Genomic DNA, 22,747 nt, shown 5'->3' with positions numbered 1-22,747 from the left:
GAGCGAGGCGCTCGTCGCACGCCCGATCTAGGGTGGGCGGCATGGCACGACCCCGGCGCATCATCCTCATACGGCACGGAGAATCAGAGGGGAATGCCGATGACTCGGTGTACGAACGCGTGCCCGACCATGCCCTGAAGCTGACCGAGACCGGGCGGCGGCAGGCACAGGAGGCGGGCGTCCGGCTGCGTGGCACCTTCGACGAGGAGCGGGTTTCGGTCTATGTGTCGCCGTACCGGCGCACCCATCAGACCCTCGAACTGCTCGGCCTGGATCCGTCCCGCACCCGGGTCAGGGAGGAGCCGCGGCTGCGCGAGCAGGACTGGGGAAACTGGCAGGACCGCGAGGACGTGAAGAAGCAGAAGGCGTACCGCGACGCCTACGGGCACTTCTTCTACCGCTTCGCACAGGGGGAGTCCGGGGCGGATGTCTACGACCGGGTGGACGCGTTCCTGGAGAGCCTGTGGCGCAGCTTCGAGGACCCGGCGCACCCGCCGAACGTCCTGCTGGTCACCCATGGGCTGACCATGAGGCTGTTCTGCATGCGCTGGCTGCACTGGAGCGTCGCCGAATTCGAGTCACTGTCCAACCCGGACAACGCCGAGACGCGGGCGCTGCTGCTGGGCTCCGACGGCCGCTACCACCTCGACCGCCCCTTCGAGCACTGGTGTACTCCCGAGCCCTACGGGCTCACCGGTTAGAGTGCGCAGCGATGACCGCTGACCGTTACCACCGGGCTCTGGCGAGCCTGCGCGGGCTGTCCGTGGGCGATGCCCTCGGCTCCCAGTTCTTCGTCCCCGCCAACTATCCCTTCCTCAAGCGCCGCGAACTGCCGCCCGCCCCCTGGCAGTGGACCGACGACACCGAGATGGGCTGCTCCGTGCTGGCCGTCCTGGCCGGGCAGGGCCGGATCGACCAGGACGCTCTCGCCCGGTCGTTCGCCGTGCGCCACGATTTCGACCGGGGGTACGGCCCCGCCGTGAACCGGATGCTCCGGCTGGTCAGGGAGGGCGGCGACTGGCGCGATCTGGCCGCCGGGCTGTTCCAGGGGCAGGGCTCATGGGGTAATGGCGCCGCCATGCGGATCGCTCCGCTGGGTGCCTGGTACGCGGGCGACGTGGAGCAGGCGACGCATCAGGCCGAGATCTCCGCGTACACCACGCACCAGCACCGGGAGGCCGTGGCCGGGGCGATGGCGGTGGCCGCCGCGGCAGCCGTGGTAGCCGACCCGGCGGGTCACGGCGGGCCGGAAGCCCTGCTGGACCGGGTGGTCGAGGCCGTCCCGCGCAGCGCCGTCCAGGCGGGCTTGCGGCGCGCCCGCGACATGCTGGACTACGCGGACGCCGGTACCGTCGCCGCGGTGCTGGGGTGCGGCCGCCGCACCAGCGCCCACGACACCGTGCCCTTCGCGCTCTGGGCCGCGGCCCGGCACCTGGACTCCTTCGAGGACACGTTCTGGACCACCGCGCAGGCCGGTGGGGATGTGGACACCACCTGCGCGATCGCCGGCGGAGTGGTCGCGTCCGGTTCTCGTGGCGCACCGCCTCGCGCATGGCAGGAGCGCACGGAGTCGCTCCCGGCCTGGATCCCGGCCTGGATCCCGTCCGCGGACTGACGAACGGGACCTGCGTCGTCCCAGATCACGGCGGTGTTCGCGGCGACGCCGAACCGCCCCCGCGCCGCGCCGCGTTGGCCACGGAGGCCGGCCGGAGCCGTCCGTGGCCGGGCCTGTTCCGGCGGCCCGGGGGCGTAGCGCCTGATCCGGGTACACGGCGCCCGGGTGAGCGGCGTAATGTTGTCCTCGCCATGGCCTACCAACCGCCCACCCACAGTGTCGAGCGCTCGCTCCGCGCCACGACAGGAGCCAAGATCGTCGTCGGTGTCGACGAGGTCGGGCGAGGGGCTTGGGCGGGGCCGGTGACGGTCTGCGCGGCGGTCACCGGTCTGCGGCGCCCGCCGACCGGACTCACGGACTCCAAGCTGCTGAGCCCCAAGAGGCGCACGGAGCTGGCGCGCGAATTGGAGTCGTGGGTCACCGCGCACGCCCTGGGTCACTCCTCACCCGAGGAGATCGACGATCTGGGGATGACGGCCGCCCTCCGGCTCGCCGCGACCCGGGCTCTCGACGGGCTGCCCGTCCGTCCGGACGCGGTGATCCTCGATGGCAAGCACGACTACCTCGGCGCTCCGTGGAGGGTCCGCACGGTCATCAAGGGCGATCAGTCCTGTGTGGCCGTTGCTGCCGCCTCTGTGATCGCCAAGGTGCGGCGGGACGCGTTGATGGCCGAACTGGGAGACGCGCACGCGGACTTCCGGTTCGGGGACAACGCCGGATATCCGTCGCCTGTGCACCGCGCTGCCCTGCGGGATCAGGGGCCCACGCCCCACCACCGGCTGTCCTGGGCCTACCTGGACGGGCTGCCCCGCTGGCGGCATCTCAAGCGCGTGCGCACGACACCTGGAACGGTCGAGCTGGAGGTCGGCGGCCAACTCGGCTTCGACTTCTGAGCAGACCGACCGGTCCAAACCACCACCCGCTGGTGCGACTCGCACCGACGTTTGATAGACATCAGCCCATGCCTCTCATCCCCGAGGAGCCTCAGATTCACGAGAGTGTCCCGGGTCCTCGCGCGACACCGGCCGCAGGCCGCACCGCGCCGACCCCTCGTCCTGTCCCTGGTCCCGGCCCCCGGCCCGCCCCGCGGCGACCCGGCAGCCCCGGCCCGAACCGTGGTCCCGCCGGGGCCTCGTCGGCACCGTCGCAGCGCACCACGAGCGACGCGGCGAAGCCCGCGCCGACCGCACCGGCGGCCTCGGCTGCCACGACCGCTCCCGCCTCGACGGCCGCGCCCCAGATCCAGCTGATCCCCGCCCCGGTGGACGGCGCCCTGGACGCGGCGGACGAGGCGGTCGACCTGCTGCTGGACTCCGGCCGGGCGCCAGGCGACATCCTGGTGCTGACCACCGGGGGCCAGCATCCGTGGGCGGCACACGAGTTGTCCTTCGGCGAGGCGTCCTACTGGGCGCAGCACGACGCCGGTGACGACGTCTTCTACGCCGCCGCGGAGGCCGACCGCCCCAAGGGCCGTTCGGTCGTGGTCGTCGCGGTCAACGGCGGGTCGGACGATGCCGTGGCCGGCGCACTGCCCCAGGCGGTGAGCCGTGCCTCGGCGCTGCTGATCGTCTGCGGTGACCCGCAGCGCATCAACACCCTCATGACCGCGGGCGTCTGATTCCGCACTTCCCGTACGCCCGGTGCCCGGCAGCCCCTGACGCGCGTCAAGGAGCTGTCCGGCGTCCGGACGGCCGGCGGTCACACGGCCGCTGAACGGCGCAGCACCTCGTGTGCCCTGTCCAGGGGCCGCGGCAGGGGCGCCGCGTCGCCCTCGGGCGCGGGAGCGATCTCCAGCGCGGTCCGGAGCGAAGCGGAGTGCGGCCGACGGCCGCCCCGCCCCTCTCCCAGGACCTGCCAGCCCTCCCGGGTCAGCGTGATGTACGCACCACAGCGCAGCCCGTGCAGGGTGCAGGCATCCCGCAGCCCCCACATCCAGGCGCCGTCCTCCTCCGTCCACCGGCTCTCACCCTCGCGGCAGTAGAGCAGCACGGCGGTGCGGACCGGTGAGCGGCGCCGCAGATCGTGCGGGATCACTCGGCGCAGCCGCGCCAGGAGCGCGTTGCGGAACTCCCATCCGTCGGGTGCGGCGGAGCCGTGCCGACTGAACGAGGCGCTTGCCGTGAGGCGTTCCTCCGGATCGAGGACCGCGACGACGGCTGTCGAGGGTGTCGGCAGATGGCGGCTGTGCAGCCCGAGAACGACCTCACGCGGATTGCGCAGCAGCGGAATGCCCGCGGCGGCCCATTCGGCGGGTTCGAGCATCCGGCCCAGCCGGACAGCGGGATCGGCGGACGGCGGTGGAGCGAAGCCGAAGGTCACAGTCCTCCCTTCGTCTGCGCGCCCATGGTCCGTGCGAGGGTCGGGCGCGGGCGCACACCACGACACGGCCCCGTCAGGACCATGAGAGGACCGGCGCGGGGAGCTTCTGACAATTCTTGCGGGAAGCGCTCGCGTGCGGCAATGAGCAGGTGCCACACCCGGCCGGTTTGCGGCGATGTGCCTCCTAAATTCCTCACCCCCCTCCCGGACACCGCCGTGCTCAGCCCTGCACGGCGAGGACCAGCGGAAACACCCCGGCCGCACCGGCCCGCCGGAGCAGCCGGGCCGCGACGGCCAGCGTCCAGCCGGTGTCTGCCAGGTCATCGACGAGCAGTACCGGGCCACCGGCCTCGGCAAGGGCCTCCGCCAGTGCGGGCGGCACGGTCAGCGCCCCGTGCAGCGCCCGCAGCCGCTGTGCGCTGTTGGTGCGCGGCACACGGGTATCCGCCTCGGTGTCGTGGTACGAGACGGTGCCCAGCAGGGGCATCCGGCCGATGGCGGCGATCCGCTCGGCGAGGCTCTGGATGAGCTGGGGCCGGGTGTGCGAGGCGACCGCGACCACACCCACCGGACGGGCCGGTGCGTCCGGGGCGCCCGATGCCCATCCGCCGGGGCCCTTGGCCCAGTCCGCGAGGACGGTCACCACCGCGCTCGCCACATCGTCGGGAACCTGGGTGTCCGGAGCCTGCGGTGCGAGCAGCGGTCGCAGCCGGTTTCCCCAGCCGATGTCGGAGAGGCGGCCGAGTGCCCGGCCGGCCGCGGCCTGCTCGCCCGCCGGAATGCGCCCCTTGAGGTCGACGCCGACCGAGGGCAGCCCGGTCGGCCACATGCGGCGCGGTTCCACCTCCACACCGGGCCGCCCCAGCTCACCGCGCGCCGCGTCGAGGGAGGCGTCGGACACCTCGGTGGTGAACCTGGCCCCCGCGCAGTTGTCACAGCGACCGCAGGGCGCCGCCTTCTCGTCGTCCAGCTGCTGCCGCAGGAACTCCATCCGGCATGCGGCCGTCGAGGCGTAGTCGCGCATCGCCTGCTGCTCCGCCTCGCGCTGGCGCGCCACCCACGCGTACCGCTCGGCGTCGTAGGTCCAGGGCCGGCCGGTGGCTGTCCAGCCGCCGCGCACCCGCCGCACCGCCCCGTCCACGTCGAGCACCTTGAGCATCGTTTCCAGACGCGACCGCCGCAGCTCGACCTGCGGCTCCAGGGCGGGCAGGGACACCGGCCGGTCCGCCGCCGCCAGGACGTCGAGTGTGCGGCGCACCTGCTCCTCGGGCGGGAAGGCGAGCGAGGCGAAATAGCGCCAGATCGCCTCGTCCTCGCGGCCCGGCAGCAGCAGCACCTCGGCGTGCTCCACACCGCGCCCGGCGCGGCCGACCTGCTGGTAGTAGGCGATGGGGGAGGAGGGCGAACCGAGGTGCACCACGAAGCCGAGATCCGGCTTGTCGAAGCCCATGCCCAGCGCCGAGGTGGCGACCAGCGCCTTCACTCGGTTCGCCAGGAGGTCCTCCTCGGCCTGCTGGCGGTCCGCGTTTTCCGTCTTGCCGGTGTAGGAGGCGACAGTGTGGCCGCGCTGCCGCAAGAAAGCGGTCACTTCCTCGGCCGCGGCGACGGTGAGGGTGTAGACGATCCCGGAGCCCGGCAGCTCGTGGAGGTGGTCGGCGAGCCAGGCGAGCCGGTGCGCGGCGTCCGGCAGCGGCAGCACGCCCAGGCTCAGGCTCTCCCGGTCCAGCGGCCCGCGCAGCACCAGCGCCCGCGCGCTCCCCTCGTCGTCGCCCGGCTTCTCGCGGCCGCCCGTGCCCAGCTGCTCGGCCACGTCCGCGGTCACCCGGGCGTTGGCCGTCGCCGTCGTGGCCAGCACGGGCACGCCCTGGGGGAGGTCGGCCAGCATCGTGCGCAGCCTGCGGTAGTCGGGACGGAAGTCATGGCCCCAGTCGGAGATGCAGTGTGCCTCGTCGACGACCAGCAGCCCGGTGGCGGCGGCGAGCCGGGGCAGCACCTGATCGCGGAAATCGGGGTTGTTGAGCCGCTCGGGGCTCACCAGCAGCACATCCACCTCACCCGCGGCTACTTCCGCCTGGATGGTGTCCCACTCCTCGGCGTTCGCGGAGTTGATGGTGCGGGCGCGGATACCGGCTCGCGCCGCAGCCTCGACCTGGTTGCGCATCAGCGCCAGCAGCGGGGAGACGATCACGGTCGGGCCGCTGCCGCGCTCGCGCAGCAGCGCGGTGGCGACGAAATACACCGCGGACTTGCCCCAGCCGGTGCGCTGCACGACCAGCGCCCGGCGGCGGTCGGCGACCAGCGCCTCGATGGCCCGCCATTGATCCTCCCGCAGCCGCGCGGAGCCGGTGGTGTCCCCGACGAGGCGGGCCAGGACGCGGTCGGCCGAGATACGCAGATCTTCGTCGCTCATGCCCCCATGCAACCCGATCCCACCGACAACGCGCGAACGGGGCCCGCAGCCTGTGGATAACGTTATCCACAGGGCTGGCGGAGCCGACGGGGCTGAGGGACCGTCTGGTCATGACTCGAGACAACGACACGGCCGGCCTGTCCGGCCAGGAGCAGGTCACCCTCCGCAGCCCCGCCGAGCTGGCCGACGCCCTGCCCTATGTGCTGGGCTTCCACCCCGACGACAGCGTCGTGATGATCGCGTTGCACGGACCGCGCGGCCGGTTCGGCGGCAGGCTCCGGCTCGGCATCCCCAGCGTCCGCGAGGAGTGGCCCGAGGTGTGCGATCAGCTCGCCGAGTGCCTGATCGGGGGTAGCGAGCGGCGCGGCGACCGGCCCGATGGGATCGTGCTGTTCCTGTGCCAGGAGCCTGCCGAGGGCGAGTCCGGGCGGGATGTGATGGAGCGGCTGCGGCCCCTCGCCCAGCGCCTGCGCACCGCGTGCGGCGGCTTCGAGGTGCCGGTCTTCGAGGCGCTGTGCATGTCCGGCGGCCGGTTCTGGTCGTATGTCTGTCCCGACCGGCGCTGTTGTCCGCCGGAGGGGGTGCCGCTCGCCCTGCCGGGCACTTCGGTGATGGCCGCGGCGGCGACCTTCGCAGGGGTGCGGGTGCGCGGTTCGCTGCGCGAGATGGAGGCCCGGCTCGCGCCGTTCTCCGGGGCCCGCGCCGAGGGGCAGGAGCGGGCTCTGGACACGGCGGGGAGCCGGCTCGTACCGAGAATTCTGGGAGGAGTGGATGGTCCCGCCGTGCGGGAGGAGACCTTAGCTCTCGCGCGCCGGATGCTGGACTGCCTGCGGGGCGCGCCGCCGATCGCCGATCCGGGCGCGGCAGATGTCCGCGACGACGGCCTGCTGGACGTGGCGGAAGCCGCCTCGGTGATCATCGGGCTGCAGGACCGGGAGGCGCGTGACCGGGCCGCCCAGTGGATGGAGGGGCCGGACGCCGAGGCGGCGCTGCGGCTGTGGCGCGCACTGGCCCGCCGCTGCGTCGGCTCGTACGGGGAGCACGCTGCGGCCCCGCTCACCCTCGCTGGTTGGGTCGCCTGGTCGTCCGGTGACGAGCCCTCGGCCCGGGTCGCGCTCGGCCGGGCGCTGCGGGTCGATCCGCACTACCTCTTCGCCAAGCTGCTCCATCAGGCGTGCAACGAGGGGCTCGATCCCGAGCTGTTGCGCCAGTGTCTGCGCCGGGACGGTGCGGACCACGCGGTGCACGCCGCCGTGCACGAGGAGCTGCGGCGTCTCGACGGCAGGGCGGCCGAGACGGCCCCAGAGCCTACGGGAGCCGAGGCGGAGGCGGACGGCACAGGGGTTCCGGAGCGGACCGGGCGGCGATGGTCCGGTCGCACCACCGGACCCGGCGGCCCGACCGGACCGGGCGCGTCCGGTGCCAGGCGCAGGCCGGAGGGCAAGGCGCGGACCCGGCGCAGGACGGGCGGGCGCGGCACGCGCAGCCGCCGCTGACCAGGGCGGCGCCGGACGGACCGTCAGGAACGCCTCGGATGTGATCGCCCCATACGGAAGGAGGTGCGAGGGCCGCACGGGAAAACGCCTGGGAGAGCGGTTCCGGGAACATTGCCGATCATGCTCAACGGCCTGATTATCGTCAGGCAGACGACTATGATCGACTCATGCCCTACGACCCATCGGCCTTCCCGGCTTTCGCCGTCACCGTGGATCTGGTCGTGCTCACCGTGCGGCGGCACGCGCTCTGTGCGTTGGCCGTCCGTCGCGGCGAGTCGCCCTTCAAGGGGCGATGGGCGCTGCCCGGCGGTTTCGTACGCGCCGACGAGGACCTGACCGCCGCCGCGGCCCGGGAACTGGCCGAGGAGACCGGGCTGCTCGCCCATGACCCGGCGCTCCCGGTCCCGCCGAACGCGGCCCACCTCGAACAGCTCGCCACCTACGGCGACCCGAAGCGGGATCCCAGGATGCGGGTGGTCAGCGTCGCGCATCTGGCGCTGGCTCCCGATCTGCCCGCACCCCGGCCCGGGGGTGACGCCCACAGCGTCCGCTGGGCCCCGGTCGAGTCGCTGCTCGACCAGGAAGGGGCCTTCAGCCGGGACGCGGACCTGGCCGCCCCGCTCGCCTTCGACCACGCCCGCATCCTGGCGGACGGCGTCGAGCGCGCCCGCTCCAAGATCGAGTACTCCTCGCTGGCCACCGCCTTCTGCCCCCAGGAGTTCACGGTCGGCGAGCTGCGCCGGGTGTACGAGGCGGTGTGGGGCGTGGCCCTGGACCCGCGGAACTTCCACCGCAAGGTCACCGGAACCCCGGGGTTCCTGGTGCCCACCGGGGGCACGACGACCCGTCAGGGTGGGCGGCCCGCTCAGCTGTTCCGGGCCGGGGGCGCCACGCTGCTCAATCCGCCCATGCTGCGTCCCGAGGTGTGACGGCCTGTGACACGACGACTCGTCAGGGGGTGTATGTGCCGACGAAATAGGACATAGCGGGTTACCGTGCTCCGGTACGTCACCAGTCCCCACGTGCCACCGAGCGGTTCCATGCCCCGCGGGAGAAGCCATGATCCAGGCCACCGGACTGACCAGCGCCCGCCGCCGCAACCACGCGCCCGCCATCGACGACCTCACGTTCGAGGCCCCGCCGGGTCGTGTCACCGCCCTGCTCGGCGGCCCGGGCGCCGGGAAGACCAGCACCTTGCGGCTGCTGCTGCAGCTCGACCGGGGTCACGGCTCCGTGTTCTTCCGGGGTCGCCCCCTGCACCGCATCCGGCGCCCGGCCCGTGAGATCGGCGTCCTCCTCGACGATGTCCCGGGCCATCCGGGACGCACCGTGCGCGGTCATCTGAGAATGCTCGGAGCCGCCGCCGGGGTGCCCGCCGCCCGCGCCGATGTCGTCCTCGACGTCGTCGGCCTCACCGACCTGGCGGACGAGCGCCTCGGCGACCTGGCCCTCGGGATGGAGCGCCGCCTCGCCATCGCCACCGCGCTGCTCGGAGATCCGCACACCCTGATGCTGGACGAACCGGGCCGGGGTCTGTCGGCCCGTGAGATCGACTGGCTCAACGGACTGCTGCGCGGATTCGCCGAACAGGGCGGGGCCGTGCTGATCACCGCTGAGGACGCCGAAGGGGTCACCCGGGTCGCGGACCGCGTCCTCACCCTGGAAGCGGGTCGGCTGGTGGCCGATCAGCCGGTCGACGAGTTCGCCCGTACCCGGCTGCGTCCCCGCATCGTCGTCCGCTCACCGCTCGCCGGGCGGCTGGCCGCCGTCCTGGAGGACGAGGCGCACGCCCTCCGGGAGGCGGCGGAGGCCGAGCGGCGGGCGGAGCGTGCTGCGGCGGCCGAAGCGGCGGCTCACGCCGAGGCGGAAGAGGCCGCGGCCGAGGGGGAGGGCAAGGCCGGGATCAAGGTCAAGGCCAAGGTGAAGGCCAGGATCGGCGGCCTGGGCCGGGCCAAGGACACGGGGAAGGCCGAGGGCGACGCCGTGCCCACGGGGGTCAGCGTTCCCGAGGCGGATGCCGAGCCCGCCACGGTCCCTGTCCCCGTACCCGTCCCCGCCACGGTCCCTGTTCCGGCGCCCGCCGCCGCGGCCCCCGCGAGTGCCATGGTGGCCGACCCGGAGCCCGAGGCCGAGGGGGAGCCGGTCGCCGACCCGTTCTCCGTAGTGCGGGACGACGAAACCCGCATCTCCGTCTACGGCCTCCCCGGCGCCTCCGTCGGCGAGGCCGCCTACCGCCACGGCATCGTGGTGCACCGGCTGGTCGAGGAGACCGCCGACCTGGGGCCCGCGACCCCCGCGGGAGTCCGCGCCCGCGACCCCGAGGCCACGGCGCCCCGGGTGCTCCACAGGCTCCGGCTCCCCGGCCCCGCCTGGCCGATGCGCTACGAACTGCGCCGTGCCACCGGAGTGCGGAGCGGCTGGCTGATCGGTGCCGTGGCGCTCGCCATCTCGCTCCTCGCCTCGGTTCTCCTCGCCCGTGAGGGCGGCGCCGGGGAGCTGCACCGGCTCACCGGCTGGCCCGCCGACCTCCCGCTGCCGCCCATCGCGATCGCCGCCGGGCTACTGGGCGCCCTCGCCTTCGGCGATGAGTTCCGCTATCCGGCACTGGCCCCCGCCCGGGACGCCGTACCGCACCAGATCGGTCTGCTGGCGGCCAAGTTCGTCGTCTGCGCGGTCGCGGCCACGTTGCTGTCGCTCGGCGCCATCGTCCTCGACAGCGCGGCGCTGCTGCTGCTCGTCGGCGGGGACGCGGTGCCGCTTCCGAGCGACTGGCCGGTGCTGATGGCGAGCGTTTTCGGCCTCACCATCGGCTGCTCGTGGGCCGGGCTGCTCGCCGCGGGCGTCTTCCGGTCCACCGCGCTCGGGCTGGCCACGCTCCTCGCGGTGCCGATCCTGGCGGTTCCCGTGGTCCGGCGCGCGATGGAGGAGCCGTCGCTGCACGCGCTCGTCGCGCTGCCGCACCGGCTGCGGGCCGTGGCGCTGGACCGTCCGCCGTCCGTGCTCAACCGGGGAGTGGCGGCCGTGCTGCGGCTCGCGGGCCAGCCCGTGGGCCAGGCCCTGATGCTGTCGGTCGCGGTGCTGCTGTTCGCCTACGCCCTCACCGGGCTGCGCGGCAGAAGAGCCCGCCCGTAGGCGACCCCGGAAGTGGTTGTGCGGATGCGGCTCATGAAGTGGTCGCGACTTCGGTGAAGGGTGCTGCTTTCTGTCCGAATCAGCGTCAATTGTGAGGTAATGGGCGATCACCCTTTCGTGTGCTTTTCACCAAAGACCTCAAGGGCCTCCGGAGCGTCGCCGACAAAGGATGCGTGAGTACCCTTGCGCACACCACCATGACCGCGGCTCGCCCCGCCGACTCCGGCCTCGCCGGCTCGGGCGAGCTTGACCGCTACTCCTACGCCGACGCCCCCGGCGCCGACCGCGGCAGCGCCCCCTCCTGGGACGGCGCGGACGCGGAGATCGGCCGGGTGGGCCGTCGCACGGCCGGCAACCGGGGCCGCGGGCTGCACGGCCAACTCGTCCAGCAGCTCGGCCAGATGATCGTCTCCGGCGACCTGGGCGCCGACCGCCCGCTGGTCCCGGAGGAGATCGGCCAGCGCTTCGAGGTCTCCCGCACCGTCGTCCGGGAATCGCTGCGCGTCCTCGAGGCCAAGGGCCTCGTCAGTGCCCGCCCCAACGTCGGCACCCGGGTCCGCCCGGTCAGCGACTGGAACCTGCTGGATCCGGACATCATCGAGTGGCGCGCCTTCGGGCCACAGCGCGACGACCAGCGCCGCGAGCTGTGCGAGCTGCGCTGGACGATCGAGCCGCTCGCGGCGCGCCTCGCCGCGGGGCACGGCCGTGAGGACGTGCAGCAGCGGCTGGCCGACATGGCCGAGATCATGGGGCACTCGCTGACCCAGGGCGACACCCTCACCTTCTCCCGCGCCGACGCCGAGTTCCACGCCCTGCTGCTCCAGGTCGGGGGCAACCGGATGCTGGAGCACCTGGCGGGCATCGTCGCCGCCGCCCTCCACGTCTCCGGCTCCCAGGCCAGTGGCTGTGACCGACTCACCGAGGCGAGTGTCGGCCACCACCGCCGGATCGTCGAGGCGGTCGGGTCGGGCGACGCCGCGGCGGCCGAAGGGGCGATGCGCCAGCTTCTGACCGTCCACCCGGACCTCGATCACGCCGAGGTCGGGGTGCCCGCGCCGCGCGAGCACTGACCCGGCCCGGCCTGTCGGCGTACGGAGCGGCGTCGCCGGATCCCGCCCGCGGGTTCGGCGGCGCGGCGCGGAAAGCGTGGCGGCGCGCGGCGTGACATGAGACGCAGTTCGGGCGGACCGGGAGAGCCGCCCAGGGGCAGTGGGTGATCAACTCGGAGTTATCTGTCCCGTTGGGTGGGTATTAAGACCGATATGTGGTGTGACTCGGGCCACGACGATTGGGCGTAACGCTCTTTGGGGCAGCGCGATGATTAAAGAGGTGGCAGCCGCGGAGGGAATACGGATGTCGGTCGCGACGCTGTACTTCTCCGCACTCCGCCCGCGCGCCGTCGGTTCATCCCTGCCGGCGGTCGTCGGCTCCGGTCCACAGCGGACGGGGCCGGAAGCCGTTTCCAACGTTCCGAGAGGTTGTTCGTGTCGGCCAGCACATCCCGTACGCTCCCGCCGGAGATCGCCGAATCCGAGTCTGTCATGGCGCTCATCGAGCGGGGAAAGGCTGAGGGGCAGATCGCCGGCGATGACGTGCGTCGGGCCTTCGAGGCTGACCAGATTCCGCCAACCCAGTGGAAGAACGTTCTGCGCAGCCTCAACCAGATCCTCGACGAGGAGGGTGTGACGCTGATGGTCAGTGCCGCAGAGGCGCCCAAGCGCACCCGCAAGAGCGTCGCAGCGAAGAGCCCGGCAAAGCGCACCGCCACCAAGACCGTCGCGGCCAAGACGGTCGCCGCCAAGAAGGCCCCCGCCGCTCCGGCCGCTCCCGCGACCGCCGCGGGCGGCCCGGCCGAGGATGCCTCGGCGGCCCCCGCGAAGAAGGCCGCCGCCAAGAAGACCACCGCCAAGAAGGCGGCGGTGAAGAAGACGGCCGCGGCCAAGAAGACGGTCGCGAAGAAGACGACCACCAAGAAGGACGTCACCGACGAGATCCTCGAGGCCGAGGACGTCATCGAGGAGGTGCCGGCGCCGGGCAAGCCGACCCCCGAGGGTGCCGAGCCCGAGCCGGAGAACGCGGGCTTCGTGCTCTCCGACGAGGACGAGGACGACGCCCCGGCGCAGCAGGTCGCCGCGGCCGGTGCCACGGCCGACCCGGTCAAGGACTACCTGAAGCAGATCGGTAAGGTCCCGCTGCTCAACGCCGAGCAGGAGGTCGAGCTGGCGAAGCGGATCGAGGCCGGTCTGTTCGCCGAGGACAAGCTCGCCAACTCCGACAAGCTCGCACCCAAGCTCAAGCGCGAGCTGGAGATCATCGCCGAGGACGGCCGCCGCGCCAAGAACCACCTCCTGGAGGCCAACCTCCGTCTGGTGGTCTCCCTGGCCAAGCGCTACACCGGCCGCGGCATGCTCTTCCTGGACCTGATCCAGGAGGGCAACCTGGGTCTGATCCGCGCCGTCGAGAAGTTCGACTACACCAAGGGCTACAAGTTCTCGACGTACGCGACCTGGTGGATCCGCCAGGCGATCACGCGCGCCATGGCCGACCAGGCCCGCACCATCCGTATCCCGGTGCACATGGTCGAGGTCATCAACAAGCTCGCGCGGGTGCAGCGTCAGATGCTCCAGGACCTGGGCCGTGAGCCCACCCCGGAGGAGCTGGCCAAGGAGCTGGACATGACCCCTGAAAAGGTCATCGAGGTCCAGAAGTACGGCCGTGAGCCGATCTCCCTGCACACCCCGCTGGGTGAGGACGGCGACAGCGAATTCGGTGACCTCATCGAGGACTCCGAGGCCGTCGTCCCGGCCGACGCCGTGAGCTTCACGCTGCTCCAGGAGCAGCTGCACTCAGTGCTCGACACGCTCAGCGAGCGCGAGGCGGGTGTGGTGTCCATGCGCTTCGGCCTCACCGACGGTCAGCCGAAGACGCTCGACGAGATCGGCAAGGTCTATGGCGTGACGCGTGAGCGCATCCGCCAGATCGAGTCCAAGACCATGTCGAAGCTGCGCCACCCGTCCCGCTCCCAGGTCCTCCGGGACTACCTGGACTAAGACGGGCCACCACCGCAGCGCACAGCGCCACACGAAGGCCGGGTCTCTCTTCGGAGGGCCCGGCCTTCGCGCTGCCCGAGTGCTGCCCGAGTGCTGCCCGAGTGCCGCTCGGGCGCGGCCCTGGAGCGAACCACCCGGTTGGCCGAGGACCGGCCACCCCGGTTGGACCACCCCAGGATGCGGACCGCGCCGGGCGGGGTGACGCTGGGTGGGCGACTCGCCCCGTACGGTCAGGAGGCTGCATGCGTAGGTCGCTGCCCTCGTTCTCCACCCGCTCCGCCATGCTGCTCGCCGCCGCGCTCGCGCTGCTGCTCGTCGCGCCCGCCCCGGCGACGGCCGACCGTGCCGTGGTGGGCGGTCACCAGGTCCGTACGGCCGAGGCGCCCTGGGCGATCGCGCTGGCCAGCCGTGAGCTGTTCGGCGCGAAGCGCTCGGGGCAGTTCTGCGGGGGTGTGGCGGTCACCCCCACGAAGGTCATCACGGCCGCGCACTGCCTGAGCCGGGCGGTACTGGGCAAGAAGTGGCAGGAGGTACGGGACCTTCGGGTGATCGTCGGCCGTAACGATCTGCGGGGGGCCCGGGGGGTGGAGATGGCGCCGGCGAAGGTGTGGGTCAATCCGGCCTACCAGGCCGACGACCGGGCCGGTGATCTCGCGGTGCTCACCCTGGGGCGGCCGCTGCCGCCCGCCTACGTCATCCCGATGGCGCGGGCCGGGGATCCGGGGTACCGGGTCGGGGGTCAGGCGCTGGTGTACGGCTGGGGCGACACGGACGGTGACGGCAGCTACGCGCTGACGCTGCGGGCCACCGAGGTGCGCATCCTGGCCGACTCGACGTGCCGGAGCGCCTATCCCGGCAACGCGGAGGGCGATTACCAGTCGGCTTCGATGGTCTGTGCCGGGGTTCCGGGGGGTGGCCGGGACGCCTGCCAGGGGGACAGCGGGGGTCCGCTGGTCGCCGGGGGGCGGCTGGTGGGCCTGGTGTCCTGGGGGAGCGGCTGTGCGGTGGCCGGGCGGCCGGGCGTCTACACACGGATCTCGGCGGTGGTGTCGCTGGTGGCCGCGCATGTCTGAGACGGCCGGATGGACGGGCGCCTCAGACACACGAGCGCGGGCGACCCTCCCCTGGCTGGGGCGGGCCGCCCGACATCCGGCCCTTGGCCGGCTTCGCTCGTCGTCGTGGCGCGAGGCGTCAGCGTTCGTCGTCCGACGCAGACGCCGGAGCGGCGGTCAGCCGCTCGGTCTCGTCCTGTATTTCCGCGGCGATCTTCTTGAGTTCCGGCTCGAACTTGCGTCCGTGGTGGGCGCAGAAGAGCAGTTCACCGCCGCTCATCAGGACGACGCGCAGGTATGCCTGGGCGCCGCAGCGGTCGCAGCGGTCAGCGGCCGTCAGCGGGCTCGCGGGGGTCAGAACAGTAGTCACGTCGCCTCTTCTCTAGCTCGACGAGCTGTCGTACCAGGGTCAACATCCAACCAGCCCGATATCGTTCCCGCTCGTGGCTCTTTCTCAAAAATTGCTTCTGAGTGGGCCGGATGGTGACGGTTGGCGGCGAATGAGCCGTATTACGTTGGTTTACGGATTCACGTCGCTTGTCGGGTTTTGTCCTCCCGGCCGGGTTGCCGGTTGTTCATGAGGACGTGCCCGGAGCCTAAATGGTTCATGCCTCCAAGGGAACGTGATGTGTGCTTCACGCCAAACGGGCTATCGAACGTACGAGCGAAACGGGCGCTGTCTGGACTAGGATGGTCGTTTCACGGGTGGCGGCACGAAGGCTCTATCAGGCCTCGGTACGCTCTGACGGGCGACCCGTGCCACCATCGTGCCCATAGTCGGGCCAAAAGAAATTCAGCGAGGAGCGAACCGCGTGACCGCCGACACGTCCGTGCCGTCCACTGCGCTGCTCACCGGAGCAGACCGGGGCGGATCCAACTACACCGCGCGGCACCTTCTCGTCCTCGAGGGGCTCGAGGCGGTGCGCAAGCGCCCCGGCATGTACATCGGATCGACCGACAGCCGCGGTCTCATGCACTGCCTCTGGGAGATCATCGACAACTCGGTGGACGAGGCCTTGGGCGGCTATTGTGACCGCATCGAGGTGAACCTGCACGACGACGGCTCCGTCGAGGTGCGGGACAACGGCCGGGGCATCCCGGTCGACGTCGAGCCCAAGACCGGGCTGTCCGGCGTCGAGGTCGTGATGACCAAGCTGCACGCCGGTGGCAAGTTCGGCGGAGGCTCGTACGCGGCCTCCGGCGGTCTGCACGGCGTCGGCGCCTCCGTGGTGAACGCGCTGTCCAGCCGTCTCGACGTCGAGGTGGACCGGGACGGCAAGACCCATTCGATCAGCTTCCGGCGCGGCGTCCCCGGGATCTTCACCGAATCCGGAACGGACGCCCCCTTCGACCCCTCCGGCGGTCTCCTCAAGGGGAAGCGGGTTCCCAAGAACCGCACCGGCACCCGCATCCGCTACTGGTCGGACCGGCAGATCTTCCTCAAGGACGCCAAGCTCTCCCTGGAGAACCTGCACGCCCGCGCCCGTCAGACCGCCTTCCTGGTGCCCGGCCTGACGCTGGTCGTACGGGACGAGCGGTCCCTCGAGGGCCGGGACGGGCCCGTCGAGGAGACGTTCCGCTACGACGGCGGCATCAGCGAGTTCTGCGAGTACCTCGCCCAGGACAAGGCCGTCTGCGACGTGATGCGCCTGTCCGGGCAGGGCACCTTCAAGGAGACCGTGCCGGTCCTCGACGACCGCGGCCACATGACGCCGACCGAGGTCACCCGGGAGCTGGGTGTCGACATCGCGCTGCGCTGGGGCACCGGCTACGACGCCACCACCAAGTCCTTCGTGAACATCATCGCCACCCCCAAGGGCGGCACGCATGTCTCCGGCTTCGAGCGCTCGGTCACCAAGACCGTGAACGAGGTGCTGCGCTCCGCCAAGCTGCTGCGCGTCGCGGAGGACGATGTCGTCAAGGACGACGTCATGGAGGGCCTGACCGCCGTCGTGACCGTGCGGCTCGCGGAGCCGCAGTTCGAGGGGCAGACCAAGGAGGTGCTGGGCACCTCGGCCGCCTCCCGGATCGTGGCCAACGTGGTGGCCAAGGAGCTGAAGGCGTTCCTGACCTCCGCCAAGCGGGACGCCAAGCAGCAGGCCCGCGCCGTCCTGGAGAAGGTCGTCGCCGCGGCCCGCACCAGGATCGCGGCCCGCCAGCACAAGGAGGCGCAGCGCCGCAAGACCGCGCTGGAGTCCTCCTCGCTGCCCGCGAAGCTGGCCGACTGCCGCAGCGACGACGTGGACCGCAGCGAGCTGTTCATCGTCGAGGGCGACTCGGCGCTCGGTACGGCCAAGCTCGCCCGGAACTCCGAGTTCCAGGCGCTGCTGCCGATCCGCGGCAAGATCCTCAACGTCCAGAAGTCGTCCGTCTCGGACATGCTGAAGAACGCCGAGTGCGGATCGATCATCCAGGTCATAGGAGCCGGTTCGGGCCGTACGTTCGACATCGACGCGGCCCGCTACGGCAAGGTGATCTTCCTCGCCGACGCCGATGTCGACGGCGCCCACATCCGCTGTCTGCTGCTCACCCTCTTCCAGCGCTACATGCGGCCGATGGTTGAGCAGGGGCGGGTCTTCTCGGCCGTGCCGCCGTTGCACCGGGTGGAGCTGGTCAACCCGAAGCGGGGCCAGGACAAGTACATCTACACGTACTCCGACAACGAGCTGCGGGAGACGCTGCTGGACCTGGAGCGCCGCGGGGTCCGCTACAAGGACGGCATCCAGCGCTACAAGGGTCTCGGTGAGATGGACGCCGACCAGCTCGCGGAGACCACGATGGACCCGCGCCACCGCACCCTGCGGCGTATCAACATCAGCGACCTGGAGGCCGCCGAGCAGGCCTTCCACCTGCTCATGGGCAACGAGGTCGCGCCGCGCAAGGAGTTCATCACCAACTCGGCGGCGACCCTGGACCGGTCGCGCATCGACGTCTGAGTCGCGGAGCATCTGAGGCGGCCGTCCCTCCACCCCCGGGTGGAGGGACGCCTTCCACCAGGAATCCACCTGACACCGATTCCGGGTTGTTCATCACCTGAGTCACCTGATGGGGTGAACGTCCGGTATTGGAGTATCCGGGATCTTGTCCCTCTGTCCATCCTTGGGCACGCCAACGCGGCAGTGAACAAGGAGCTTTCGGGTGGACATGCACAACGCGCGCGATGCCGGGGCGGCCCGGCTGGACGATCCCTGGTACGACGCGCTCGCCTCCGGCTGGGACGGGCCGGACGAGACGGCCGCCCCGCCCCGGCGCGCCCGTCCGCCCGCCGCCGAGGAGGTCTATACGGAGGTGCACGGCAGCGCCGCCTTCCAGGAGGTGCGCAGGCGCTACCGCCGCTTCGTCTTCCCCGCGGCCGCCGCCTTCCTGCTCTGGTATCTCGCGTACGTCGTCGCGGCGACCACCGCGCCCGGTGTGATGGCCCGTCCGGTGGCGGGATCGCTCAATGTCGCGATGGTCGCGGGCCTCGCCCAGTTCGCCACCACCTTCCTGCTGACCTGGGCCTACGCCCGCCACGCACGGCTGCGCCGGGACCGGGTCGCGCTGGAGCTGCGCTGGGTGACGCAGGAGATGATGCGGGGGCACGGGCGGTGACCGGCAATCAGCAGAGCCTCGCGCTCCTGCTCTTCGGCGTCTTCGTGGCCGCCACCCTCGCGATCACCACCTGGGCGAGCCGCCGCCGGCAGGGCTCCCCGGAGGAGTTCTACGCGGGCGGGCGGCTCTTCTCCCCGATGGAGAACGGCTTCGCCATCGCGGGGGACTACATGTCGGCCGCCTCCTTCCTCGGCATCTCCGGCCTCATCGCGCTCTTCGGCTACGACGGGGTGCTCTACTGCGTCGGCTTCCTGGTGGCCTGGCTGGTGGTGCTGCTGCTGGTCGCCGAACTCGTCCGCAACTGCGGCCGGTTCACCCTCGCCGACGTGCTGGCCGCGCGGATGAGCGAGCGCCCGGTCCGGATCGCCGCGGGCGTCTCCTCGGTCACCGTCTGCGTGCTCTACCTGGTCGCCCAGATGGTCGGCGCGGGCAGCCTGGTCGCCCTGCTGCTGGACGAGACGGGGTCCCGGGCCCGGTCCTGGACGGTCATCGGCGTCGGCACCCTGATGGTGGTCTTCGTCGCGCTGGGCGGGATGCGGGCCACGACCTGGATCCAGATCGTGAAGGCCGTCCTGCTGATGGGCGGCGCGGTGGCGCTCACCGTGCTCGTCCTGATCCGCTTCAACGGCGACATCGACAGCCTGCTGAGCACTGCGGCGCTGCACAGCGGGCAGGGCGCCGACTTCCTCGCCCCGGGCCTCGCGTACGGGGACGGCTGGACCGCCCGGCTGGACTTCGTGAGCCTGGGCGTCGCCCTCGTCCTGGGCACCGCCGGGCTGCCGCACATCCTCTCGCGCTTCTACACTGTGCCGACCGCCCCGGCCGCCCGGCGGTCCGTCATCTGGTCGATCGGGCTGATCGGCGGCTTCTACCTGATGACGATCGTGCTGGGGTTCGGCGCGGCCGCCGTGCTGGGCACCGACGCCGTACGCAGCTCCAACGCGGCGGGCAACACGGCCGTGCCGCTCCTCGCGCTCGACCTCGGCGGGGGCGCCGGGTCGACCGGCGGGACGGTGCTGTTCGCGATCGTCGCCGCCGTCGCGTTCGCCACCATCCTCGCCGTCGTCGCCGGGATCACCCTCGCCTCCTCGGCCTCCGTCGCGCACGACCTGTACGCCTCGCTGAGCCGCCGCGAGGACCGCACACCGCGCAGTGAGGTCGCGGTCGCGCGGGTCGCGGCGGTCGGGATCGGGGCGGCGGCGATCGGCCTCGGGCTGCTCGCCGACGACCTCAACGTGGCCTTCCTGGTGGGGCTCGCCTTCGCGGCCGCCGCGTCCGCGAACCTGCCCGTCCTGCTGTACTCGCTGTTCTGGCGGCGGTTCACCACGCGCGGTGCGGTGTGGTCGGTCTACGGCGGGCTGGTCCCGGCGGTGGTGCTGGTGGTGCTGTCCCCGGTGGTCTCCGGCGGCCCCGACGCGATCTTCTCCGGGGTGGATTTTCACGTGTTCCCGCTGCAGAACCCGGGTCTGGTCTCGGTCCCGCTCGGCTTCCTCGCCGGATGGCTCGGCACGGTCCTCTCCGGCGAGCCGGCGGACGCCCGCGGGCACGCGGCCCGGCACGCGGAGACGGAGGTACGGGCCCTCACGGGGGCGGGCGCGGCCTGAGCCGGCGCCCCCGGTCAGACCCAGTCGTAGCGGTGTTCCGGGCGGCCGGTCTCGCCGTATTTGAGGCTGAGCCGTACCCGGCCGGTGCGCTCCAGGAGCTTCAGATAGCGCTGGGCGGTCTGTCTGCTGAGCGAGGCGCGCTCGGCGACCTCCTGGGCCGACAGCGGGCCGTCGGCGCCGCGCAGCACCTCCCGTACGAGGTCGGCGGTGAGCGCCGAGTGGCCCTTGGGCAGCTCGGCGGGGCCGGCCGAGGCGCCGCCCAGGGCGCCGAAGATCCGGTCCACCTGGTCCTGCCCGGCCTCGCCACCGCCCGCCAGGGCGCGCCGGAGCGCCGCGTAGCCCTCCAGCTTGGCCCGCAGCCCGGCGAAGGTGAACGGCTTCACCAGGTACTGCAGCGCGCCGTTGCGCATCGCGGCCTGGACGGTGCCGATGTCGCGGGCGGCGGTCACCATGATGATGTCGGTGTGGTGGCCCAGCTGCCGCAGCCGCCCCACCAGCGCGAGCCCGGTCTCGTCCGGCAGATAGTGGTCGAGCAGGACGAGATCGGCGTGGCCGTGCTCCAGGAAGGCCAGCGCGTCGGCGGCCGTGTGCGCCTGCCCGGTGACGCGGAAGCCCGGCACCTTCCCGACGTACGCCGCGTTGACGCGCGCGACCCGCACATCGTCGTCCACGACCAGTACCTCGATGAGGCCGCCCGGGCCGGTGTCCGATGTCATCGGGGCTCTCCTGTCGGGGTCAGCGGCGCCTCGACCGGGTCCCCGGCCGGTCCCTCGGCGGGTTCCTCGGTCAGCGCCTCGGGGAGGACGACGGTGAACTCGGCGCCGCCGCCGTCGCGGTCGGCCACCCGCGCGCTGCCGCCCTGGCGCTCGGCGAGGCGGCGCACCAGCGCGAGACCGATGCCGCGCTGTCCGTGCGCGGGCGGTTTCTTGGTGGACCAGCCCTCGGTGAAGACCAGATCACGCCGGTCGGCGGGGACGCCGGGCCCGGTGTCCGAGACCCGCAGCAGCACCGTACGGTCGTCAGCGCACAGCTCCACCTCGACCATGGGCCCGGCCGAACCGACCGCCGCGTCCAGCGCGTTGTCGATCAGGTTGCCGACGATCGTCACCAGGCCCGGTGGGTCCACCAGCCGGTCCGGCAGCAGGGTGCCCCCGGCGATGCGCAGGGACACCCCGCGCTCCGTCGCGACGGTGGCCTTGCCGACCAGCAGGGCGGCCAGCAGCGGATCGTGCACCCGCTCGGTGACCTGCTCGGCGGTGGCCCGGTGGACGCCGACCGCTTCGGTGATGAACTCGACCGCCTCCTCGTGGAGTTCGAGTTCGAGCAGGCCGAGGAGGGTGTGCATCCGGTTCGCGTGCTCATGGTCCTGGGCGCGCAGCGCGTCGATCAGCCCGCGGGTGCCGTCCAGCTCGCGGCCGAGCCGCTCCAGCTCGGTGCGGTCGCGCAGGGTGGCCACCGCGCCGCCGTCGTCCGTGGGCATCCGGTTGGCGACCAGCACCCGGCCGCCGCTGACGGTCAGCAGATCGGCGCCGGTGACCCGCCCGGCGAGCACATCGGTCGTCCGGCCGGGCGGCAGCACCGCCTCCAGCGGCTGTCCGGTGTCCTCGGCGCGCAGATCCAGCAGCCGCTGCGCCTCGTCGTTCATCAACCGGATGCGGCCCCGCGCGTCGAGCGCGACGACACCCTCGCGGATGCCGTGCAGCATGGCCTCGCGCTCGGCGAGCAGCGCGGAGATGTCGGAGAAGGCGAGGTCGTGGGTGCGCCGCTGCAGCCTGCGGGAGACCAGATAGGCCGCCAGGGCGCCCATGGCGAGCGCGCCGCCCGCGTACGCGAGCATCCCGGGAAGCGCGCCGAGCAATCGGCCGCGCACGGTCTCGTACGCGATGCCGACCGATACGGCGCCCACGATGCGGCCGTCCCGGTCGCGCAGCGGCACCTTGCCACGGGCCGAGCGGCCGAGCGTGCCGTTGTCGATCTGCATGACCTCGCGGCCCGCGAGGGCGTCGTCCGGGCTGGTGGAGACGTGTTTGCCGATCTCGTCCGGGGAGGTGTGCGACCAGCGGACCCCGCGCCGGTCCATGATCACGACGTACTCGGCGCCGGTCGACCGGCGGATGCGCTCCGCCGCGGCCTGGACCGGGCCGCCCCTGGTGGGGCGGGTGTGCTGCAGCGCCGTGACCAGCCGTGGTTCGGTGGCGGTGGTCTGGGCGATGGCCAGCGCCCGGCGCATGGCCTGGTCGTCGAGCTGGGAGCCGAGCGGGCGCAGGAAGAGCCCGGTCGCTAGCACGGTGACACCCGTGGCGATGGCCAGCTGCATCAGCAGCACCTGGGAGAAGACGCGTCGGGGCCAGCCGATGCGCCACCTTGTGGGCGCGGAGGGCGGCCCCGGCGGTATCGCGGCGCTCATGGCAACGAAGGGTAACGAAGGGCGCGGCGCGGGGACCGCGCCAGTACCCCCGGCGCGCTTCCTGGCGCGGC

At 72.2% G+C, this 22,747-nt stretch carries 18 protein-coding genes; 13 read left to right on the top strand and 5 right to left on the bottom strand.

Annotation, left to right across the window (positions count from 1 at the left end; genetic code table 11):
* Nucleotides 1–41 precede the first annotated feature (41 nt).
* From ACWC5C_RS19825 to ACWC5C_RS19810, 4 genes are all read left to right on the top strand, one after another.
* Nucleotides 42–701 carry a histidine phosphatase family protein gene (locus tag ACWC5C_RS19825; RefSeq protein ID WP_450876913.1) on the top strand — a complete coding sequence of 220 codons (660 nt, stop codon included), beginning with the start codon at nt 42–44 and terminating at the stop codon, nt 699–701.
* A gap of 11 nt (nt 702–712) precedes the next feature.
* Nucleotides 713–1,615 (top strand): ADP-ribosylglycohydrolase family protein, encoded by a 903-nt coding sequence (locus ACWC5C_RS19820; RefSeq protein WP_450876911.1) that lies wholly within the window; start codon nt 713–715, stop codon nt 1,613–1,615.
* A 191-nt stretch (nt 1,616–1,806) separates the two neighbouring features.
* Nucleotides 1,807–2,508 (top strand): ribonuclease HII, encoded by a 702-nt coding sequence (locus ACWC5C_RS19815; protein ID WP_450876909.1) that lies wholly within the window; start codon nt 1,807–1,809, stop codon nt 2,506–2,508.
* 68 nt (nt 2,509–2,576) lie between these two features.
* On the top strand, nt 2,577–3,233 hold the full coding sequence (locus ACWC5C_RS19810) for a hypothetical protein (protein WP_450876907.1): 657 nt from the start codon (nt 2,577–2,579) through the stop codon (nt 3,231–3,233).
* Between the two features lie 80 nt (nt 3,234–3,313).
* Here ACWC5C_RS19810 and ACWC5C_RS19805 read toward each other — a convergent pair whose 3' ends face one another.
* A complete protein-coding gene (locus ACWC5C_RS19805) occupies nt 3,314–3,934 on the bottom strand; it encodes a hypothetical protein (protein WP_450876905.1) in 621 nt (206 codons plus the stop codon).
* Nucleotides 3,935–4,154: 220 nt separating this feature from the next.
* Entirely contained in the window at nt 4,155–6,344 is a 2,190-nt protein-coding gene (locus tag ACWC5C_RS19800) for a DEAD/DEAH box helicase (protein WP_450876903.1), read from the bottom strand.
* 110 nt (nt 6,345–6,454) lie between these two features.
* On the opposite strand from ACWC5C_RS19800, the gene ACWC5C_RS19795 reads away from it, so the two are divergent.
* From ACWC5C_RS19795 to ACWC5C_RS19770, 6 genes are all read left to right on the top strand, one after another.
* Nucleotides 6,455–7,840, top strand: a complete 1,386-nt coding sequence (locus ACWC5C_RS19795) for a DUF4192 domain-containing protein (RefSeq protein WP_450876901.1) — start codon at nt 6,455–6,457, stop codon at nt 7,838–7,840.
* Nucleotides 7,841–8,007: 167 nt separating this feature from the next.
* A complete protein-coding gene (locus ACWC5C_RS19790) occupies nt 8,008–8,769 on the top strand; it encodes an NUDIX hydrolase (protein ID WP_450876899.1) in 762 nt (253 codons plus the stop codon).
* Nucleotides 8,770–8,899: 130 nt separating this feature from the next.
* Complete coding sequence (locus ACWC5C_RS19785; RefSeq protein WP_450876897.1) at nt 8,900–10,972, top strand: ATP-binding cassette domain-containing protein; 2,073 nt, start codon at nt 8,900–8,902, stop codon at nt 10,970–10,972.
* 119 nt (nt 10,973–11,091) lie between these two features.
* Entirely contained in the window at nt 11,092–12,042 is a 951-nt protein-coding gene (locus ACWC5C_RS19780) for a FadR/GntR family transcriptional regulator (RefSeq protein WP_385441043.1), read from the top strand.
* A gap of 408 nt (nt 12,043–12,450) precedes the next feature.
* A complete protein-coding gene (locus ACWC5C_RS19775; RefSeq protein ID WP_385441041.1) occupies nt 12,451–14,022 on the top strand; it encodes an RNA polymerase sigma factor in 1,572 nt (523 codons plus the stop codon).
* Between the two features lie 242 nt (nt 14,023–14,264).
* Nucleotides 14,265–15,095, top strand: a complete 831-nt coding sequence (locus ACWC5C_RS19770) for a S1 family peptidase (RefSeq protein ID WP_450876894.1) — start codon at nt 14,265–14,267, stop codon at nt 15,093–15,095.
* 118 nt (nt 15,096–15,213) lie between these two features.
* On the opposite strand, the gene ACWC5C_RS19765 is transcribed toward ACWC5C_RS19770, so the two are convergent.
* Complete coding sequence (locus ACWC5C_RS19765; RefSeq protein WP_123103422.1) at nt 15,214–15,444, bottom strand: DUF7455 domain-containing protein; 231 nt, start codon at nt 15,442–15,444, stop codon at nt 15,214–15,216.
* 442 nt (nt 15,445–15,886) lie between these two features.
* Here ACWC5C_RS19765 and ACWC5C_RS19760 point away from each other — a divergent pair, with 442 nt between their 5' ends.
* The 3 genes from ACWC5C_RS19760 to ACWC5C_RS19750 all read left to right on the top strand — a co-directional run bounded on the left by ACWC5C_RS19760 (nt 15,887) and on the right by ACWC5C_RS19750 (nt 20,269).
* A complete protein-coding gene (locus ACWC5C_RS19760) occupies nt 15,887–18,010 on the top strand; it encodes a DNA gyrase/topoisomerase IV subunit B (RefSeq protein WP_450876891.1) in 2,124 nt (707 codons plus the stop codon).
* 202 nt (nt 18,011–18,212) lie between these two features.
* Nucleotides 18,213–18,665: a DUF485 domain-containing protein gene (locus ACWC5C_RS19755; RefSeq protein WP_385441035.1), complete on the top strand. Its 453-nt coding sequence runs from the start codon at nt 18,213–18,215 to the stop codon at nt 18,663–18,665.
* Entirely contained in the window at nt 18,662–20,269 is a 1,608-nt protein-coding gene (locus ACWC5C_RS19750) for a solute symporter family protein (protein ID WP_450876889.1), read from the top strand. The genes ACWC5C_RS19755 and ACWC5C_RS19750 overlap by 4 nt, the downstream gene beginning before the upstream one ends.
* Before the next feature lie 14 nt (nt 20,270–20,283).
* Here the strand turns inward: ACWC5C_RS19750 and ACWC5C_RS19745 are convergent, their stop codons facing one another.
* The gene (locus tag ACWC5C_RS19745) at nt 20,284–20,985 is read right to left on the bottom strand and encodes a DUF7342 family protein (protein WP_450876887.1); all 702 of its coding nucleotides are present in this window, start codon (nt 20,983–20,985) and stop codon (nt 20,284–20,286) included.
* The gene (locus ACWC5C_RS19740) at nt 20,982–22,676 is read right to left on the bottom strand and encodes an ATP-binding protein (protein ID WP_450876885.1); all 1,695 of its coding nucleotides are present in this window, start codon (nt 22,674–22,676) and stop codon (nt 20,982–20,984) included. Before ACWC5C_RS19740 ends, ACWC5C_RS19745 begins: the two co-directional genes overlap by 4 nt.
* Nucleotides 22,677–22,747: the final 71 nt, after the last annotated feature.

It is taken from the genome of Streptomyces sp. NPDC001700 (assembly GCF_053596435.1).
This window is presented reverse-complemented; position numbering and strand designations above follow the sequence as displayed.

Bases quoted from the DNA above. Each gene is read 5' to 3' on its own strand.
- ACWC5C_RS19825 (WP_450876913.1), top strand. From the start codon at position 42: ATGGCACGACCCCGGCGCATCATCCTCATACGGCACGGAGAATCAGAG.
- ACWC5C_RS19820 (WP_450876911.1), top strand. From the start codon at position 713: ATGACCGCTGACCGTTACCACCGGGCTCTGGCGAGCCTGCGCGGGCTG.
- ACWC5C_RS19815 (WP_450876909.1), top strand. From the start codon at position 1,807: ATGGCCTACCAACCGCCCACCCACAGTGTCGAGCGCTCGCTCCGCGCC.
- ACWC5C_RS19810 (WP_450876907.1), top strand. From the start codon at position 2,577: ATGCCTCTCATCCCCGAGGAGCCTCAGATTCACGAGAGTGTCCCGGGT.
- ACWC5C_RS19800 (WP_450876903.1), bottom strand. From the start codon at position 6,344: ATGAGCGACGAAGATCTGCGTATCTCGGCCGACCGCGTCCTGGCCCGC.
- ACWC5C_RS19795 (WP_450876901.1), top strand. From the start codon at position 6,455: ATGACTCGAGACAACGACACGGCCGGCCTGTCCGGCCAGGAGCAGGTC.
- ACWC5C_RS19790 (WP_450876899.1), top strand. From the start codon at position 8,008: ATGCCCTACGACCCATCGGCCTTCCCGGCTTTCGCCGTCACCGTGGAT.
- ACWC5C_RS19785 (WP_450876897.1), top strand. From the start codon at position 8,900: ATGATCCAGGCCACCGGACTGACCAGCGCCCGCCGCCGCAACCACGCG.
- ACWC5C_RS19770 (WP_450876894.1), top strand. From the start codon at position 14,265: ATGCGTAGGTCGCTGCCCTCGTTCTCCACCCGCTCCGCCATGCTGCTC.
- ACWC5C_RS19745 (WP_450876887.1), bottom strand. From the start codon at position 20,985: ATGACATCGGACACCGGCCCGGGCGGCCTCATCGAGGTACTGGTCGTG.
- ACWC5C_RS19740 (WP_450876885.1), bottom strand. From the start codon at position 22,676: ATGAGCGCCGCGATACCGCCGGGGCCGCCCTCCGCGCCCACAAGGTGG.